The organism is Kitasatospora sp. RG8 (assembly GCF_017813315.1).
In the GTDB taxonomy this organism is placed as follows: domain Bacteria; phylum Actinomycetota; class Actinomycetes; order Streptomycetales; family Streptomycetaceae; genus Kitasatospora.
In genome coordinates, this window is record NZ_JAGIYX010000018.1 from 80,242 (window position 1) to 97,391 (window position 17,150).

Consider the following 17,150-nt stretch of genomic DNA (forward strand, 5'->3'; position numbering starts at 1 on the left):
GGCCCGGGGTCTTCCGAGGTCGGATCCGCTTCCGCCCGCAGTCCGGGCCGCCCTGATCCGGCCGGAGCCCGGAACCCGTCCCCACTCCGTCATTCGTGCCCTGTCCGCTCCCGCCCCGTCCTCGAACACGCCCCGTATCCCCGTTTCCGAACCGCCCCTGTTCCCGTCCTCTGGAGGGCCCGTGACCGCGCCGATCATCCGGCTTCGCGATGTCAACAAGACCTACGACACGTCCGGTAGCGCCCGCCCGGCGCTCGCAGGGCTGGACTTGGAGGTCCGGGCCGGCGAGGCGCTGGCCGTGCTCGGCCGCTCCGGCAGCGGCAAGTCCACCCTGCTCAACCTGATCGCCGGCCTCGACCGCCCCAGCACGGGCAGCGTGACGGTGGACGGGGTCGCCGTCCACAAACTGGGCGAGGCCGCGCTGGCGGGGTACCGGCGAGCCCGGATCGGCATGGTGTTCCAGTTCTTCAACCTGCTGGACGACCTCACCGTCGAGGACAACGTGCTGCTCCCCGCCCAGCTCTCCGGGGTCAGCCGCGCCCGGGCCCGGGCCCGGGCCGCCGAGCTGCTGGACCGGCTCGGAGTGGCCCGGCACGCCCGGACGTTTCCCGCCCTGCTCTCCGGCGGCGAACGCCAGCGCGTCGCGGTGGCCCGGGCCCTGATGAACCGGCCTCCGCTGTTGCTCGCCGACGAGCCGACCGGTGCCCTGGACACCGCCTCCGCCGCCGATGTCCGGTCACTGCTCAGCGAGTTGAACGCGGAGGGCCAGACGATCCTGCTGGTCACCCACGACACGGCCCTCGCCGGGGCCTGTGCCACCCGGACGATCGAGCTCCTCGACGGCGTCCTGCACCGCGACACACTCCGTGCGGGGGCCGCCCGATGAGCGCGCTCGGCAAGGTGGTCCGGGCCGGCGTCGGCCGCAAGCGGGTGCAGACGCTGGTCATGGTGCTCACCACGATGACGGCCGTCACGGCCTGCGTCCTCGCCGCCGGGCTGCTGGCCGCGGCCCAGGGGCCGTTCGACCAGGCCTTCGCCCAGCAGCGCGGCGCTCACCTCAACGTCCTCGTGGACCAGGCGAAGGCCACCCCGACGCAGCTCGCCGCCACCGCCCACGCCCCGGGGGTGACGGCGCTGGCAGGCCCGTATCCGGCGCTGCCGCTGCGGCCGCGCGTGGGCGAGAACACCAGCGTGCTCCCGGTGGGCGGCGCACTGCCCCCGATGACCCTCGTCGCCCGTACCCTCGACGAGCCGCTGGACGGCCTGCGGGTGACTCTCGGCCGATGGCTCGCAGGGCCGGGTGAGGTCGTCCTCCCGGACGGCCGCTCCCCGCTGGCCCTCGGTGACCGGATGACCTTCCCCGACCTGCCCGGCAGCCCGACGCTGACCGTGGTCGGGCTGGCCGCCTCGGTCTCCTGGAGCGCGGACGGCTGGGTCGCCCCCGAGCAGGCCGCCGCGCTCACCGCACCCGGCAGTACGGCACAGCTCCAGCTGCTCTACCGCTTCGCCCACGCCCGCACCGACACCGAGGTGGACGCCGACCGTGCGGCGCTCGCCGCCGCCCTGCCGCCGGGCGCGCTGACCGGAGCCACCTCCTACCTCCCGGCCAAGCGGAGCGCCGACCGGACGGCCGAGACGTTCGTCCCGTTCGTCGTCGCCTTCGGCCTGCTCGGCCTCGCGATGTCCCTGCTGACCATCGGGGTGGTGGTCAGCGGTGCGGTCACCGCCGCCACCCGGCGGATCGGCATCCTGAAGTCGCTGGGATTCACCCCTGCGCAGGTCGCCCGCGCCTATGTGGGGCAGGCGCTCGTCCCGGCATCGGTCGGGACGGCCCTCGGCGTCCTCGGGGGGAACGCGCTGGCGGTTCCCGTCCTCGGCCTCGCGGACAAGGCGCTGCGCAGCGGCTTGCTCGGCATTCCGCTCTGGGTCGACCTGGCCGTCCCGGCACTGGCGCTCGCGGCGGTCGCCGTGACGGCACTGGTGCCGGCACTTCGGGCCGGCCGGTTGCGCACCGTCGAGGCGCTCGCCGTGGGGCGGACGGCGCCGGGCACCCGACCCGGGGCCTCCCGGACCGTCGCGGCAGCCCAGCGGCTGCTGGCACGGATACCGGTGCCGCGCGCGCTGAGCCTGGGCCTGGCCGGTCCGCTCACCCGGCCGGTGCGCACGGCCACCACCGCGGCGGCGGTGCTGCTCGGAACGGTCGGGGTGACGCTCGGAGTAGGCCTGGCAGTCTCCCTGAACGGGATCCAGGACGGGCTCAACGCCGACCATGCGGGCGCGGTCGTCGCGGCTCCTCCGATGGACGGTCCGGCCGAAGCCGTCGACCGCCTGGACGAGGCTGCCGTCGCGGCCGCGATCACCGCCCGCCCGGGCACGGGGGCCTGGTTCAGCACCGGTCTCGCCCCGGTCACCGTGGCCGACCACACCGGGCGGGCCGACGTGGTCGCCTACGGGGGAGATTCCTCGCGGAGCGGGTACCGGATGATCTCCGGCCGGTGGTTCCACAGCGCGGGAGAAGCGGTGGTGGGATCCGGGTTCCTGGCCACCAACCAGGTACGGGTCGGCGACACGATCACCCTCATAGGCAACGGCCGCCGCAGTGCCCCGGTGCGGATCGTCGGCGAGGCGCTCTCCACGACCGACGTGCTCCTGACCGATCGATCGACCTTGACCCCCCTCGGTACCTCCGTCCTGCCGTCGTCCGTACGGTTCCACATCGACCTCGTGCCCGGCGTCGACCGGCAGGCCTACGCGGACGCGCTCGGCGACGCGCTGCGGCCGCTCGGCCTTGAGGCGGAGCTGGGCGGGACACAGCTGAACATCACCGTTCTCGCGATGAACTCGCTGGCCGCCGTACTCACCTTGCTGTTGGTCGCGGTGGCCGGTCTCGGGGTGCTCAACACCGTCCTGCTGGACACCCGGGAGCGGGTCCACGACCTCGGGGTGCTGAAGGCGCTCGGGATGTCGCCCCGGCAGACCGTCGGGATGGTGCTCACCTCGGTCTGCGGCAGCGGTCTTCTCGCAGGCCTCGTGGGCGTCCCGTTCGGGGTCGCCCTGCACCACTGGATAGTCCCGGCGATGGCCCGCGCCGCCGGGACTGGCGTACCCGAGGCGGACCTCGCGGTCTTCGAACCGCGCGTTGTCCTGCCGCTGATACTCGGCGGGTTGGTGATGGCGCTGCTCGGCGCCCTGCCGCCGGCCACCTGGGCGGCCCGCACACGGACGGTGACGGCGCTGCGCACCGAGTGATGGCGCCCCGACGACGGCACACCGCCTGACGGAGGCTTGAGCAGTTGCGCACCGTGCGGCGGCGCAGCAGGCCGCCCGGTGCCGGGCCGTCGCCCCGGAACCCGTCCTTCCAGGGCGACGGCTCGCCCGGCCCGAGCTGGCCCGGCCCGAGCTGGCGCGAGCCGGGCGAGCCGCCCGCCTCGCGCAGCCCGCCTCAGGTCAGCCGGGTGGTGGCGTACGCCTCGATGGCGTCCCGCTGGTAGGCGGCGAGGCCCGGGGCGATGGCCTCGTACGCGGCGCGCCACTGCTCGTTCTCCACGCACGAGCGGCCGATCGCGCGGTACTCCTCGGCGGAGAGCGGGCGGAGCGCGGCGACCGCCCGGTACTGCCCGTCGACCTCGGCCTGTACGGCGTCGGCGTCGGCGGGGGTGCCGGCGGCCATCAGCTCGGCCAGCCTGATCATCAGCGCGGTGCGCTCGCGCTGCCCGGCCTCGATCTCGGCGTCGGTCATCGTCGCGGTCGCCCGCCCGATCGACTCGGCCAGCTCGGGGTAGTCGCGCAGGCTGTCCTCGTACTGGGCGGGCTGGATGCCCTCGAAGAGGTTCTCCGGTCGGTTGATGCCGGTCATGGGCCTACCGTCCTTCCTGGACTGTTCCAGTTCGGTGATCGTGCGGGACACGGTGGCGGCCAGGGCGGTGAGCCGGTCGCGCTCGGCGAGCAGCTGACGGTGGTGGCCCCGCAGGGCCTCCAGTTCGTCCACCTGCGAGGCCAGGATCCGGCCGACCTCGGACAGACTCACCCCGAGCGCCCGCAGAACGAGGACCTGCTGCAGCCTCAGCAATTCACGCTCCTCGTAGTAGCGGTGACCGTTGGAGCCGATCCACGCCGGTGGCAGCAGCTCGATCTCGTCGTAGTGCCGGAGCGTCCTGGCGGTCACACCGGACATCCGGGCCACCTCAGCGATCGACCAGGCCACCGCCGCCTCCTCCCACTGCGGGCGACCGGCGGCCACCGGGCGAGCCCCGGCCTCCGGCCATCACCGTTCCCACGTGTGTCACCGGGCCGGTCCGTCCGGCCCTGAACAGGACGGTAGAAGCTGCCGTTGCGGCAACTTCAAGTCCCGCGGTCGAGTCCCCGGCCCGCACCAGTCGCGCCGGCCTGATCTCAGTACTGGTCGCCGAGCCAGTCCAGGGACTGCCCGTGCGGCCCGGTGAGCGCCAGCGGCTGCTCGTCGAGGGCGAGTGCGAACAGCGTGCGGTCGTCCGGCACCCGCGCGGGCGGGAGCCGTCGGCCCACGGCGGGCAGGACGGCCGGAGCCTCGTTGGAGATCCAGTGCCCGGGCAGTGTCCGCATCGTCTCCGTGAACCGTTCCACCGCCTCCGGTGGCAGATAGCTGAGCACGGCACTGTGGAACACCACCGGCGTCACCCCTTCCGGGACCAGCGCCACCAGCTCGCGGACTGCTTCGTTGAGATCACCGCGCACCAGAGCCGGCGGCTCCGCCCGGGCGACCTGCACGGCGCCGCGCAGCCGTTCCAGCCGGTGGGTCTGCTCCGGCCAGACCAGGGCCTCCAGCCAGCGCACGTCGTCCTCGTCGTGGACGTCGAGCGGGTTGAGGTCGATCCCGGCCCGCCGGACCACCTCGGGCAGCCGCGCCGGGAAGGGCACCGGCCCGGACGTCGCGCAGTCCAGTGTCACCGGGCTCTGCGCGTCGCCGAACTCCGGCCGCCCGTCGTACCGGTAGCGGTACCGGTCCGGGTAGAGGCAGAGCCCGGCCGAGGCGCCCACCTCGATCAGGGCGAGCGGCTGCGGCAGACCGGCCAGCACCGGCAGCAGGGTGGCGCAGCGGCCCGGTTCGTTGGTCTGCGTCCGGGCGGCGCAGCATCGCCGCCCGGACGTCGCCCCAGTGCGCGGACGTCCAGGCCCGGAACGCCGGGTAGCCCAGGCCGGTCGGCCCGCCGAGGAGGCGGACGGTGCCGAGCAGCAGGTTGGGCTGTCGTTTGCCGGCGGGCAGTTCGCCGACCAGCTCCATCAACGCCACGTCCTCGGCCGCCTGTTCGGCGAGTTCCCGGTAGCTCGGCGAGTGCCCGCGGGCCTCACGCGCCGCAAACGCCCGGTACAGCTCGCCCACGTCCGGTGCTTCCGCGCTCCGCGTCATGGTCTTCTCCTCCGTACGGTCCTCGGGGCGCCGCCTCGCGTACTCCGGGCGCGGTTGTCCGGCTACGGACGCTGCGCCCCTCACGCCCCTCACGCCCCTCACGTCCCTCACGCCCCTCACGTCCCTCACGTCCCTCGCGTTTCCGGCGCTCCCGATTCCGGTGGTCCCCGTGATTTTGGCAGAGCCTTGTCCGCGCCTTTGCCGTCCGCTGTACGGGTGCTAACCCGCTCGCCGCGAGAGTGAATCCACGTCCGACACAGCCAACTCCCCGGAGCAGGAGCCCCGATGAACCCCAAGATCCGCACCCGCACCGTGATCGCCACGGCCGCGGCCGTCGCCGCCGTCGGCACCTTCACCGCCGGCGTCGGCGTGGCCCAGGCCGGCGACGAGCAGAGCCGGCGCGGCAAGGTCACCGAGCGCGAGATAGCCGGCCTCTTCGACCAGTGGAACGCGGCCCTGCAGACCGGCGACCCGGAGAAGGTCGCCGACCGCTACGCCCCGGACGCGGTGCTCCTGCCGACAGCCTCACCGAAGATCCGCACCAACCACGCGGAGATCGCGGACTACTTCGAGCACTTCCTGCAGAAGAAGCCGCGCGGCGAGAAGATCCGTTCGGTGATCAACATCCTGGACGCCAACTCGGCCGTCGACGCCGGTCTCTACCGCTTCCACCTCACCGACCCGGCGACCGGTGCGACCAAGGCTGTCGAGGCCCGCTACACCTACGAGTACGAGAAGCGCGGCGGCAAGTGGCTGATCGTCAACCACCACTCCTCGGTCCTCCCGGCCGAGGGCTGAGCCCGCGCCGTACGCCGACGCCCGGGTCCTACGCCAGCGCCCGCGCTGTACGCCGGCGCCCGCGCTGTACGCCGGCGCCTGAGCGTCGGTGGCCACGCATCAACGAGCGGACCAGTGGTCAGCCCGCGTCGGCTTCCGCCCTCCACGTGGAGCGGAGTTGCGCGTCGACGTCGCCCGCCTGGCGAAGACCCGCCTGGTAGGCAGGTTCCCAGGCTGCGAGGTCGCCCATGTCCGAGCCGAAGGCGCGCACCGAGGCCGGATCGGGCCCGATGGTCGCCACGGTGCCTGCCCCTACGGCCGCCAGCTGCTGGTCGAGTGGCTCGCGCGGGAACAGGTGGGCCATCGGCTCGATCACGACCAGCGTGCGGGCTCCAACGGCGAGATCGGCGTTGGGGCCCGCACGCAGCGCACCGTCCATGTAGTGCCGGCCGTCGATGGCAACGGGCGGCGCGGCCCCGGGGAAGGCGCTACTCGCTGCGACCGCGTGCACCAACGGCACGCCGCTGTCGCGGTCCCACACCACGGGCTCGCCGGTGGTTGCGTCCACGGCGGGGATCAGCAGCCGCCGCTCGGGCCACGCGTCCGCACCGATCAAGGCGGCGCGCCCCGCGATCAGCGCCTCCTCGGCCTGGGGATCGGCGCCATCGAGCGCGAGCCGGCCGACGCGACGCCTGGCCTCGCCGGGTTCCAGGCTGCGGTCGCCGAGTACGGCGAACACCTCGCCCCTCCGGCCGGGGTCGGTCTTGAGCCGGTGAGCCGGCTGGCGGGCCGACGTCGCGAGCCGCCCCGGGTCCTGGCCGGTGGCGAGCAGTGCTCCGACGATCGCGCCGGCCGACGTCCCGACGATCAGGTCGGCTTCGCCCAGTTCCACCCCGGCGCGGCGCAATCCGTGTGCCAGCCCTGCCATCCAGGCGGTGCCGGCGTGAGCTCCGGGACCCAGGACGACTGCTCGGTCGAAGGTGTGCACGGCGATCTCCCCTCGTTAATGAAACAGTCGTACCATATACTCGCTGATGCAGGGTCAAGTCCGAGTTGCCGAGAGGGGGTCCACCGTGGGGCGACCCGCTGATCCCACCCGGCGCGAGCGCACGCTGGAGCAGGCGACCGACTACGTGCTGGCGCACGGCTTGGCCGGGCTGAGCCTGCGGCCGTTGGCCGCAGCCCTCGACACCAGCCCACGGATGCTGCTCTACGACTTCGGCAGCAAGCAGGAGTTGGTCGCGGCGGTCCTCGCCGAGGCCCGTCGCCGAGGTGCTGTGCGCCTGGCCGGGCGCCTTCCGCGAAATACGGGCTCCGTACAGGAGCGGCTGCGTGGCATCTGGGCGTGGATCAGTGCGGACGAACGTGCGCCGTTCGTCCGGCTGTTCTTCGAGGTGCACGCCGACGGACTGGTGCACCCCGAGAACTACCCCGACCAGGGCGAGGCCATCACGGACTGGTTCGACACGCTCGGCGCCACCTTCCGCGACGTCTCCACCGGTCCTGACGACACCGTCACGCCCACGTTGGTCATGGCCGTTGTCCGGGGTCTGCTGTTCGATCTCACGGCCACCGGCGACCGCCACCGCGCCGATCGTGCGCTGGACCGCTTCGCCGAACTCCTGAACCGGTGAGCGGTCCTGGCGAGGATTCGAGGTCGAAACAAGGGCATGGATGACGGAGGCGTGGCGCTCGCAGCGGCGGGCGAGGCGGGTGGGTGGGAGAGTGGGAGGCGTTCTGCCAGGCGTGGGTGCGTTCGACGTGCCACCCCGACGTGCCACCCCGACGTGCCACCCCGATGTGCCCGGATCCGCGCCTTCCCGCCCCTGCGCGCGATGTGGCCGAGCGGGCGCCGCGTCTGTCCCGCGGCCGGGCGACCGCCACCGCGCCTGTCCGCGCGCCCTCTAAATCCGGGGCCGCGGGCTAAACCCGGGGCCGCGGGCCGGTGCGGGCGTCGGTCCGCAGGCCGGTCGCCCGCAGGCCGATCCGGACCGCCAGCCCGCCGCCGGATGCGTCCCGCAGGGCCACCGTGCCGCCGTCGTCGGTCACCAACTGTTTGAGGATGGCGAGCCCGAGCCCCGAACCCGAGCGCCCGGTGAGGCCCTGACCCCGCCAGAACCGGTCGAACGCCCGGGACTGCTCGGCGGCGGACATGCCCGGGCCCTGGTCGAGCACCTCCAGCACCACCTCGTCCCCGGCCGCCGCCTCAAGCCGGACGGTGATGGTGGCGCCGTCGGGGGAGACCTCCAGGGCGTTGGAGAGCACGTTGTCCAGTACCTGGTCCAGGTTGCCGGGGCCGGCCAGGACGTGCAGGCGCTCGTCGGGGTCCCCGGTGAGCGCGATGGTCACGCCGCGCTCGTCGGCGGCGGGCCGCCAGACACTGAGCCGCTCCTCGACCAGCTCGCGCAGCGCCAGCGGCTCCGGGGCCGAGACCTTGGCCTCGGCCCGGGCCAGCACCAGCAGGCCGCTGACCAGCCGGCTCATCCGGACGACCTCGGCGGTGGCCTGGTCCACGTCCTCGCGCACGAACTCGTCGTCGACGCCGTCGGCGATGTTGTCGAGGGAGAGTCGCAGCGCGGTGAGCGGGGTGCGCAGCTGGTGCGAGGCGTCCGCGACGAAGATCCGCTGGGAGGCGACCAGGGTGTCGAGCCGCTCGGCGCCCTGGTTCAGGGTCCGGGCCAGCGTCCGGGTCTCCTGTGGGCCGGTGACGGGGGAGCGGGCGGTGAGATCCCCGTCGCTGAACCGGCTGGCCATGTCGTTGAGCTGCCGCAGCGGCTTGGTGAGCAGCCGGGCCACGATCGCGCCGAGCCCGGCGGCCACCGCGATCACGCCGACGGCGAGGATCGCGCGGAAGCCCCAGATCCGCCAGAGCCGGTCGCTGAGGTCGGCGGTCGCGTACCGGATGCGCACCGCGCCGACGATCCGCCCCCCGCCGGTGGCACCGGTGGTACTGGTGGCACCGGCAGTGCTCCCGGCAGCACCAGTACTGGCAGGACCACCAGTACTGGCAGGAACGGCAGTGCCGGGCGCACCGACTGCACCCGCGGCACTGACGCCCGCGCCCGTTGTGCCTGTCGCCGCGCTTGCTGTCGTGCCTGTTGCCGCGCCTGCCCCGGCGCCCGCCGCATCCGACCGGGCGTGTGCGGGGACGGTGACCACCAACTCCGGTCCCCAGACGAGGCTCGAACCCCAGTCCGCCGTGCTCCGCCCGCTCCGCAGCGCGTCGGTGAAGGCCCGGTCCGCGGGGTGGGCGGGCAGGGGCAGCGGCGGAACGGCCGTCCCGTCGGCGGCCACCGCCTCCACCGTCCCCGGGGTCTCGTCCGCGTACGCCCCCGCGACCCGGGCCAGCGCCTGCCGGGCGGGCTCGTCGCCGTCGCCGAGCAGCAGCGCCATGGTGGTCGCCTCGCGGCGCACCGACTCCTCGGTGTCGCCGCGCAACTGGGCGGTGAGCGTGAACGCCACCGGGACGGTGAACGCCGCCAGCGCCACGCCGACCAGCAGGACGTAGCTGACGATCAGCCGGCGGATCACGAAACGCGCCCACCGTCTGCCGCCGGGCCCCCAAGCGCCGGGCTCCCAAGTGCTGGATCCCCATGTGCCGGGCCGCCGTTCCCCAGGCTCCCGTCCCCCGGGCCCCCGTCCCCCGAGCCGGCGATCACCAGCCGGAAGCCGACGCCGCGCACCGCCTCGATCGCCACGGCCCCGGCGAGCTTGCGCCGCAGCGCGGCCACGTGCACGTCCAGCGTCTTGGTCGGCCCGAACCAGTTGGCGTCCCAGACCGCCTCCATGATCTGCTCGCGCGACATCAGCGCGCCCGGCTCCTCCGTCAGGAAGGCCAGCAGGTCGTACTCCTTCGGCGTGAGCGCCACCTCAGCCGCGTCCAGCCACACCCGTGCGGCCTTCCGGTCGACGGTGAGCCGTGCGCCGTACCGCTCAGGACCGGTCGGCTGGGCCTTCGGCTGCACCCGCCGCATCACCGCCCTGATCCGGGCGATCACCTCGCGCACCCCGAACGGCTTGGAGACGTAGTCGTCCGCGCCGATCTCCAGCCCGACGACCCGGTCCGTCTCGTCGCTGCGCGCGCTGATCACGATGATCGGCACGTCCCCGCGCCGGCGCAGTGCCCGGCAGACGTCCAGCCCGTCGGTGTCCGGCAGCCCGAGATCCAGCAGCACCAGGTCGTAGGGTGCGGCGGCGGCCAGCGCGGCCGTCCCGGTGGTCACCCACTCGACCTCGAACCCGTACCGCACCAGCCCGCGCTGCAGTGACTCCGCGACCGGCTCATCGTCCTCCACCAGCAATACACGCACGACCCGAACCCTATTGACCCGTCCCGGCCCTCCTCACACCGCCACCCCACGCCGCCACCCCACGCCGCAAAGCCGGCCGGCAGACCCACTGGCCGTCAGCTGTGAAGTCGCCCGCCCCACGCCCGGGCCACCTCTCCGCCGAACGCCAGGGCCGGCCGACGGCCTGTGCCCGCCGGCGGCAGAGCGGGCGGGGCCATCGGAACGGGTGGGGCCGACTGGACCGCTCCGGGACTGACGCTGTCCCTCACCGTGTCGGTACCGCAGGGACCCGTACCGGACCGGTGGTGGTCCGTGCGTCCCACCGGGACGGGCAGCCCCCACAGGTCTGCACGACGCGCGCGAGTGTCCGGTCATCCGCCGCCCCCGTCGTGCCCGCCGTCCCCACCGTCCCCGCCGTCCCCGTCGTCCACCGTCCCCGGAACGCCCCTCAGGCCCGTGCCGTCGCCTGGAGTGCGGCCACGAGGCGGGTGAGTGCCGGCCGGCCCCAGGCGGTCTTCCGGACGGCGGCGTGGATGGAGCGGACCGGCTCGGGGGTGCGCAGCCTCCGTACGGTCACGCCGGGGTGGCGCCGGGCGGCGAGCCCCAGCAAGGGGACCAGGGCGACGCCGAGGCCGGCCGCGACGAATCCCTGGGCGGTCGGGTAGTCCTCGCTGTCCACCGCGAAGCCGGGGCGGAAGCCGGCGGCGGCGCAGGCGTCCAGGACGGTGTCCTGGCAGGCGCCGGGGCGTTCGCTGCCGACCCAGGGTTCGCCGGCGAGTTCGGCCAGGTCGAGGACGCGCTTCGCGGCGAGCGGGTGTCCCTTCCTGAGGACCGCGCGGTACGGGTCGTCGAGCAGGTGGACGAGGTGCAGACCGGGATGGTCGTGCTCCCTGGGGCGGACCACCACGGCGAGGTCGGCCCGGCCCTGGAGGACTTCGTCCAGCGGGTCCTCGGGGTCGGTCATGCCGAGGTCGAGGCGGACGCCCGGGTGGTCGGCGCGGAATGCGGCGACCGCGGGGGCGACCAGGGCGGCGCCCGCGGTGGCGAAGTAGCGGACCGTCAGCGAGCCGCTTCGCCCGGCCAGCAGGTCGGCGAGCGCGGCCCCCGCCTCGGCCACCTGCCGTTCGATGACGGCGGCGTGCTCGGCCAGCAGCCGCCCGGCGGCGGTCGGCCGGACGCCGCGGCCGACGCGTTCGAGCAGTGCCGTCCCGGTCTCCTTCTCCAGCACCGCGACCTGCTGGCTGATGGCGGACGGGGTGTAGCCGAGGGCGGTGGCGGCCGCGCTCACCGAACCGCCGCTGACCACGGCACGGAGCACCTGGAGACGTCGCACGTCGAGCATGTAGGCCAGCTTAAAGGTAGTGCAGAACATTTCACTTGTCCTGTCGCATCCGGGCGGGCAGCGTTCGTAGCACCGCCTCGGAACCGGCCGAGGACCGGATGAGAGACAGGTGTCCCGTGGTACGGATGGCCGTTCTTGCCCTGCTGTGGGGCTCGGGCTTCCTGTGGACCAAGCTCGCGCTGCGCCACGGGCTGTCCCCCGTGCAGATCACCGTGCTGCGCTCCGCCCTCGGAGCCGCGGTCCTGCTGGTCCTCGCCCGTTCCGCCGGCCAGCGCCTGCCGCGCGGCGCCGTGATCTGGCGCCACCTCGTCGTCGCGGCCTTCCTCTGCAACACGCTGCCGTTCTTCCTGGCCGCGCAGGGCGTGCAGGCGGTCGGCTCGGGGCTGGCCGGGGTGCTCAACGCGACGACCCCGCTCTGGTCCCTGTTGATCGGCCTCGCCACCGGCACCGAGCGCCGCCGGAACCCGCTGCGCCTGGGGGGCCTGCTGCTCGGCTTCGCGGGCGTGCTGCTGATCTTCTCGCCCTGGCAGGAGAACCCGGCGGGGGACGGCGGCGCGTTCGGCTGGGGCGTCCTGGCCCTGCTCGGCGCTGCGGCCGGGTATGCCGTCGCCTTCACGTACATGGGGCGCGTGCTCACCGGCACCGGCACCGGACCACTCGCCCTCTCCGCCGCGCAGCTCAGCGCCGCGGCCGGTCTCAGCACGCTGGCGCTGCCCGCCGCCGAGGGTACGACGTCCGGGCTCAACGTCCGGGCACTGCTGGCCGTGGCCGTTCTCGGGGTGTTCTGCACGGGGCTCACCTTCCACCTCAACTACCGGCTGATCGCCGTCGAGGGCGCCACCGGCGCGGCCACCGTCGGCTACCTGCTGCCGGTCGTCTCGACGGCGCTCGGCGCGCTGTTCCTCGACGAGGCGTTGAGTGTGCGGACCGTAGCGGGAATGATCGTGGTGCTGGCCGGGGTCTTCCTGACCCGGCAGCACCGCGAACCACCTGCCGGTCCCGCCAACCCGCCACCCGGGCCGGTCCCCACGGTTGCCGTTCCCGCCGCCGTGACGACTCCCACCCCGACCCCGACCCCGACCCCGACCACGACCCGCACCCGCACCTCCACCCTCACGCCCACCTCCACCCCGACCCCCACGGCCCGCGACCGAACGAACGGACCATGGGCCCCGAAACACCTTGGCGGATAGGCGACTTCCGCACCCTCTTCACCGCCACCGCACTCGCCCGGCTCGGCACCGGCATCGGCTACGTCGCCCTCCCGCTCATCGCCGTCACGGCGCTCGACCCGAGCGCCGGGCAGGTCGGGGCGCCGGAGGCGGGCCCGGGTGTCCATGATCCGCCCACCCGCTGAAAGCCCTTGACCTCAAGCGCACTTGAAGATCAATCATGGACACCATGAACACGAACCAGGGAAACACCGCCGAGATCGAAGCCATCAAGCAGGTCGTCGCCACCGTCGAGCACGCCCAGGTGAACGAACTCACCGAGGAGTTCATCGGGCTCTTCCGTGAGGATGCGATCTGGACCACCGGCCACGGCAAGCGCCTCACCGGCCGCGAGGAGATCGCCGAGTTCACCCGGAAGGTGCTCCCCGGCACCTTCGCGGGCAGCGGCAACACCGCCTCCTACGAGGTGGTGCACGTCCTCTTCATCCGCCCGGACGTCGCCGCGGTGAAGGTCCGTCAGCGCTACCTGGGCGCGGACGGCGTGCAGATCGGCGCCGAGGGCAGCCCGCTCTACGTCATGGCCAAGGAGGACGGCCGCTGGCTGCTGACGGCCAATCAGAACACCCTGGTGGTCGAGGAGTAGCGGGAGCATCCGGGCTGCGGGGGAGGGGGAGTCTGCCCGCCGCGAGGAGGGCCCGGTAGCGGTCGGCGTGCCCGGTGAGGTCCCGGTCGGTGAGCCTGCGCGTGTCGTGGACGACGAACGGGGGGCGGTAGGGCATGCGGGTGAGGTAGGCGGTGGCGTCGAAGGGGGCGAGGAGCTCGGCGACGGTGAAGCGGTTGGAGCCCGCCCGCTCCCGCCCGGCCGCGCTCCACCGCCGGGCGGGAGCAGGCCTGAGGGCGTTCGGCCCGGGACCCGTTCCGGTCCTCCGGGGCGTTCAGCTTCCCGCGGCCGGCCGGCTCTCGGCCGCCGGGCCCCCGGCGTGCGGGAACGGGCAGCCGCCGGAGGGCCCGGGCCCGTCCTCGAAGGTGCCCAGCTCGCTGACCCGGTAGCCGCCGGGGTAGCCGCGGACCTGGCGGCCGTCCCGGGCCAGGTGCGGCTTGCGGCGGGGCGGGAGGAGACGGACCAGGCGGCCGCGCAGCCACATGCCGGTCCGGACGGCGCGCCGCAGGGCGGCCGGCGGCGCCGGGTAGCCGAAGGCCTCGCGCAGCGGGTCGTCGAGGAGGCAGAGGGAGGAGGTGCGCATGGACGGGCGTGCCGGGGCCGGGTACCAGGAGGCCATCAGCCCGAGGGTGGCGTCCGAGACGTCGCGGCCGCCCTGGTCGTAGCCGAAGTGGACGCGCTCGTAGTCGTCCAGCAGCCGCTCGAACTCCTCGTACGTCTCCGGGATGCCGCTCAGGCCCATGTGGCGGCCCAGTTCCCGGTAGTAGTTGGTGGTGGCCCGGACCTCGTGCGGCGAGTACGGCCGCCAGCCGTAGTCGTCCAGCCAGCGCTTGGGGACCACGACGAACGTGGCGAGGACGTACACGAAGTCCTCGTTGGAGATGTCGTACCGGCGGTGCATCTGGTTCATCCGCCGGATCGCCTCCCGCCCCTGCTCGGAGGCGAAACCGTGCTCGACGACGGCCTCCAGGATCAGCACGGTGTCGTCGTAGCGCTTCTGCGCGCGCCGGGTGAACTCGCCGGTCTGCGCGAGCAGCCGGCCGATGCTGGGCACGGCGTAGGTGCGGTAGAGCGCGAAGCTGAGCGACTGGGTGGTGTCCCAGGGGAACTCGTACCAGCTGCTGATCCGGTAGATCTCGGTGAACTCGGTCTCCGGGTCCATGCGCTGAATTTTCTTCAGCCAGTCGTATCGCTGCACAGGCCGACCTTAGGGGCCGGTCAGGGGCGGGTCAACGCGCTCCGGCCGACGGGGCGGGGGCGACGAGCGGGGGCGACGGGGCAGGGGAGGTGCCCAGGTCGGGCGCCGTGCCGGGCACCGCTGCCGGGCCGCCGTCGGTGGCTCCCGCCACCCCCGTGGAAGAGGATGGTGAAGTCACCCTGCACCCGCTCACCCGCCCGGGCGGCGGCGTCGCGGTGATCGCCCACGGCACCCCGCTCTGGGCGCAGGACGAAGACTGTCCGGGCAGCACCTCCCGCTCGGCATCCGGGGGCCGGTGGCGACGCACCCTGCCCGACCCGTCCGCTCATCAGCCGACCTTCCCCGGGGGGCGAGCCTGGTGGCGAGCCGGGGGCGGGGCCGGTGGCTCAGGCCAGCAGCCCACCCGTGTACGGGTCCTCGGCGAGCATCCGCCAGGAGTGCGCGGGCGTCGCGAACGCCTCGGGGTCGACCGCCATCACCCGCGCGTCGACCACGCTGAGCAGCAGCGCGTGCGGGTCGAACACCTCCCACTCGGCCTGCCCGTCCCTGTCCTCCCAGCGCTGCCACTCGGCGCGCAGCCTCTCGTACGTCCAGAGCGCGTACAGCAGCGCCGAGAGGTCCCGGTTGAGGTAGGCCGCGGGCTCGCCGTCCTCGTACCAGTCCGGCAGCTCCAGCCGGCCGGTGACGCCGTCGAGCGCGATCAGCAGGTCGTGCGGCCACCAGCCGATCGCGAGGAAGCCCCGCTGGTAGTCGCGGTCGACCCCGGTCTCCGCGTCCTCGTAGGCCGCGGGGTGCGCCTGCTCGACGGTGACCAGCGGCCCGTCCTCCGACACCCCGAACATCTCCCCGCCGAGCGGCAGCCCCACCTGGGTGAGCAGTCGTCTGGTCGGCTCGTGGACCAGGCCCGCCGGCAGCTCCTCGGGCCGGTAACGACGCACCTGCCCGTCGTCGTCGGTCAGCGCTGCGAGGTCCTCGACCAGGTCCGGACCGAACTCGTAGGCGAGGCCGTCCGTGTCGGCGCCCGGGCGGGCGCCCCAGGCCAGCGAGGCGACCAGCACCGCGGTGCCCCAGTGCGCCGGAGGCCGCTCCCCGCCTCCGGCGAACAGCCGTGGATCGATCTCCCGCATCCGCTGCCCGGTCGTCGCGGCGACGGCGGACGCGATCCGCGCACCCCGCCGTCCGTCGGCCGCCTCCCGGTCCGCGGCGGCCAGGGACACGGCCTCGGTCTCCCGAATCAGCCCGGCGAGCGCGGGCAGGTCGGTCGCGAGCAGGTCGTGGCGGAGCGTCCCGCCCTCCTGCTCGACGAGCCGGACCTCTCCGCCCACCCCGTCGAGCACCACCAGGCTGCCGCAGTAGTCCGTCTCCCCGAGGACGAACAGCCGCCCGTCGCCCAGGACCTCACCACCCTGCCGGGCGGTGAGCAGCTTCGGCGGGCCCGCGGCCAGCCGCCGGAAGTCCAGCAGCGCCGCCCGCTCCGGCAGCCCCTCCGTCACCAGGAACTCCCGGCTCCCCGCATGCGTCAGCCCCGCCGGCAGCTCAGCTTCCAGCATCACGTCACTCCCCACCCCGACTCACATCGACCTACGCCGACTCACACCGACCTACGCCGACTCACATCGATCACGTCCGGAACCCGACCCTAAACGCTGCCGTGCGGGGGTTCACGGCAGTGATCCTGGCAGGAGCGGTCGGACAGCCGGCCCGGCCGGAGGGCCGGGCCCGTGAGCCGTGCCGCTCACGCCCCCGCGGGGCCGTGCCGCTCAGGCCGACGGGTGGAGGACGGCCTCGACGATCTCGCGGACCCGCTCCGGGGTGATGCCGGTGCGCTGTTCGACGGCGAGCGGGTGGTCGGTGGGCTCCAGCTCGATGGTGGGGCGCTCGCCGACCGGACGGGTGTGGACGTGGGTCTTGAGGTTCAGCGTGCCGGGGGAGTAGACGAGGAGGTCGGTGGTCAGCCAGCCGAAGTAGGGTGGCTCGCCCTCCCGGCCGGGGGTGGTCCACAGCTCGGTCGCGCGGGCGAAGTTGGGCTCGCTGAGGGAGACCCAGACGCCCCACGAGAAGACGTCGGTGGTGCCGAGCACCGGTATCTCGATCAGGCCCTTGACGAAGAAGTGCTTTCCCTTGACCACGCACTGGTCCTCGGACAGCATGCTGTCGCGCCGCTTCCCGTACTTCTCCTTCCAGACGTGGGGCGCCGCGGCGGAGAAGCCCGTGGGCGGCTCCGCGTGGTACTCGCCACAGCAGGAACAGGTGAAACCGGGGACGTCAGCCATGGGCGGGAGCTTAACGACCGATGATGCACCGCTCTGACCTGGGGTGATGCTC

The 17,150-nt window shown here is 73.6% G+C and carries 16 protein-coding genes and 1 pseudogene; 7 read left to right on the plus strand and 10 right to left on the minus strand.

Annotation, left to right across the window (positions count from 1 at the left end):
- Nucleotides 1–181: 181 nt before the first annotated feature.
- Together J5Y04_RS25020 and J5Y04_RS25025 are read left to right on the plus strand one after the other, a co-directional pair.
- Complete coding sequence (locus tag J5Y04_RS25020) at nt 182–886, plus strand: ABC transporter ATP-binding protein (RefSeq protein ID WP_209414381.1); 705 nt, start codon at nt 182–184, stop codon at nt 884–886.
- A complete protein-coding gene (locus J5Y04_RS25025; RefSeq protein WP_209414383.1) occupies nt 883–3,249 on the plus strand; it encodes an ABC transporter permease in 2,367 nt (788 codons plus the stop codon). Before J5Y04_RS25020 ends, J5Y04_RS25025 begins: the two co-directional genes overlap by 4 nt.
- 193 nt (nt 3,250–3,442) lie before the next feature.
- Here J5Y04_RS25025 and J5Y04_RS25030 read toward each other — a convergent pair whose 3' ends face one another.
- The 3 genes and pseudogenes from J5Y04_RS25030 to J5Y04_RS44000 form a co-directional block, all read right to left on the minus strand.
- Nucleotides 3,443–4,204, minus strand: a complete 762-nt coding sequence (locus J5Y04_RS25030) for a MerR family transcriptional regulator (protein WP_209414385.1) — start codon at nt 4,202–4,204, stop codon at nt 3,443–3,445.
- 188 nt (nt 4,205–4,392) lie between these two features.
- A complete protein-coding gene (locus J5Y04_RS25035; protein ID WP_374106101.1) occupies nt 4,393–5,055 on the minus strand; it encodes a DUF2332 domain-containing protein in 663 nt (220 codons plus the stop codon).
- Nucleotides 5,056–5,245: 190 nt separating this feature from the next.
- A pseudogene (locus J5Y04_RS44000) lies at nt 5,246–5,386 on the minus strand (hypothetical protein); the annotation flags it as partial.
- 285 nt (nt 5,387–5,671) lie between these two features.
- On the opposite strand from J5Y04_RS44000, the gene J5Y04_RS25040 reads away from it, so the two are divergent.
- Complete coding sequence (locus J5Y04_RS25040; protein ID WP_209414388.1) at nt 5,672–6,184, plus strand: SgcJ/EcaC family oxidoreductase; 513 nt, start codon at nt 5,672–5,674, stop codon at nt 6,182–6,184.
- Between the two features lie 118 nt (nt 6,185–6,302).
- Here the strand turns inward: J5Y04_RS25040 and J5Y04_RS25045 are convergent, their stop codons facing one another.
- Entirely contained in the window at nt 6,303–7,151 is an 849-nt protein-coding gene (locus tag J5Y04_RS25045; protein WP_209414390.1) for a patatin-like phospholipase family protein, read from the minus strand.
- A gap of 85 nt (nt 7,152–7,236) precedes the next feature.
- Between J5Y04_RS25045 and J5Y04_RS25050 the strand changes: the two genes are divergently transcribed.
- Complete coding sequence (locus tag J5Y04_RS25050; RefSeq protein WP_209414392.1) at nt 7,237–7,797, plus strand: TetR/AcrR family transcriptional regulator; 561 nt, start codon at nt 7,237–7,239, stop codon at nt 7,795–7,797.
- Between the two features lie 289 nt (nt 7,798–8,086).
- On the opposite strand, the gene J5Y04_RS42125 is transcribed toward J5Y04_RS25050, so the two are convergent.
- From J5Y04_RS42125 to J5Y04_RS25070, 3 genes are all read right to left on the minus strand, one after another.
- Nucleotides 8,087–9,694 carry a HAMP domain-containing sensor histidine kinase gene (locus J5Y04_RS42125; RefSeq protein WP_307853274.1) on the minus strand — a complete coding sequence of 536 codons (1,608 nt, stop codon included), beginning with the start codon at nt 9,692–9,694 and terminating at the stop codon, nt 8,087–8,089.
- Nucleotides 9,691–10,473: a response regulator transcription factor gene (locus J5Y04_RS25065; RefSeq protein ID WP_307853275.1), complete on the minus strand. Its 783-nt coding sequence runs from the start codon at nt 10,471–10,473 to the stop codon at nt 9,691–9,693. The genes J5Y04_RS42125 and J5Y04_RS25065 overlap by 4 nt, the downstream gene beginning before the upstream one ends.
- A gap of 427 nt (nt 10,474–10,900) precedes the next feature.
- A complete protein-coding gene (locus tag J5Y04_RS25070; RefSeq protein ID WP_209414394.1) occupies nt 10,901–11,794 on the minus strand; it encodes a LysR family transcriptional regulator in 894 nt (297 codons plus the stop codon).
- A gap of 125 nt (nt 11,795–11,919) precedes the next feature.
- Here J5Y04_RS25070 and J5Y04_RS25075 point away from each other — a divergent pair, with 125 nt between their 5' ends.
- From J5Y04_RS25075 to J5Y04_RS25085, 3 genes are read left to right on the plus strand one after another with little or no spacing between them, the layout of a single operon-like run.
- Nucleotides 11,920–12,987, plus strand: a complete 1,068-nt coding sequence (locus J5Y04_RS25075) for a DMT family transporter (protein ID WP_209414396.1) — start codon at nt 11,920–11,922, stop codon at nt 12,985–12,987.
- Complete coding sequence (locus J5Y04_RS25080; protein ID WP_209414398.1) at nt 12,960–13,151, plus strand: hypothetical protein; 192 nt, start codon at nt 12,960–12,962, stop codon at nt 13,149–13,151. The genes J5Y04_RS25075 and J5Y04_RS25080 overlap by 28 nt, the downstream gene beginning before the upstream one ends.
- A gap of 44 nt (nt 13,152–13,195) precedes the next feature.
- Complete coding sequence (locus J5Y04_RS25085; protein ID WP_307853276.1) at nt 13,196–13,609, plus strand: SgcJ/EcaC family oxidoreductase; 414 nt, start codon at nt 13,196–13,198, stop codon at nt 13,607–13,609.
- A gap of 292 nt (nt 13,610–13,901) precedes the next feature.
- On the opposite strand, the gene J5Y04_RS25090 is transcribed toward J5Y04_RS25085, so the two are convergent.
- The 3 genes from J5Y04_RS25090 to J5Y04_RS25100 all read right to left on the minus strand — a co-directional run bounded on the left by J5Y04_RS25090 (nt 13,902) and on the right by J5Y04_RS25100 (nt 17,098).
- A complete protein-coding gene (locus tag J5Y04_RS25090) occupies nt 13,902–14,825 on the minus strand; it encodes an oxygenase MpaB family protein (RefSeq protein WP_209414406.1) in 924 nt (307 codons plus the stop codon).
- A 386-nt stretch (nt 14,826–15,211) separates the two neighbouring features.
- A complete protein-coding gene (locus J5Y04_RS25095) occupies nt 15,212–16,375 on the minus strand; it encodes an SUKH-4 family immunity protein (RefSeq protein ID WP_209414408.1) in 1,164 nt (387 codons plus the stop codon).
- A gap of 210 nt (nt 16,376–16,585) precedes the next feature.
- Nucleotides 16,586–17,098, minus strand: a complete 513-nt coding sequence (locus J5Y04_RS25100; RefSeq protein WP_209414410.1) for a DUF2199 domain-containing protein — start codon at nt 17,096–17,098, stop codon at nt 16,586–16,588.
- Between the last annotated feature and the right edge of the window lie 52 nt (nt 17,099–17,150).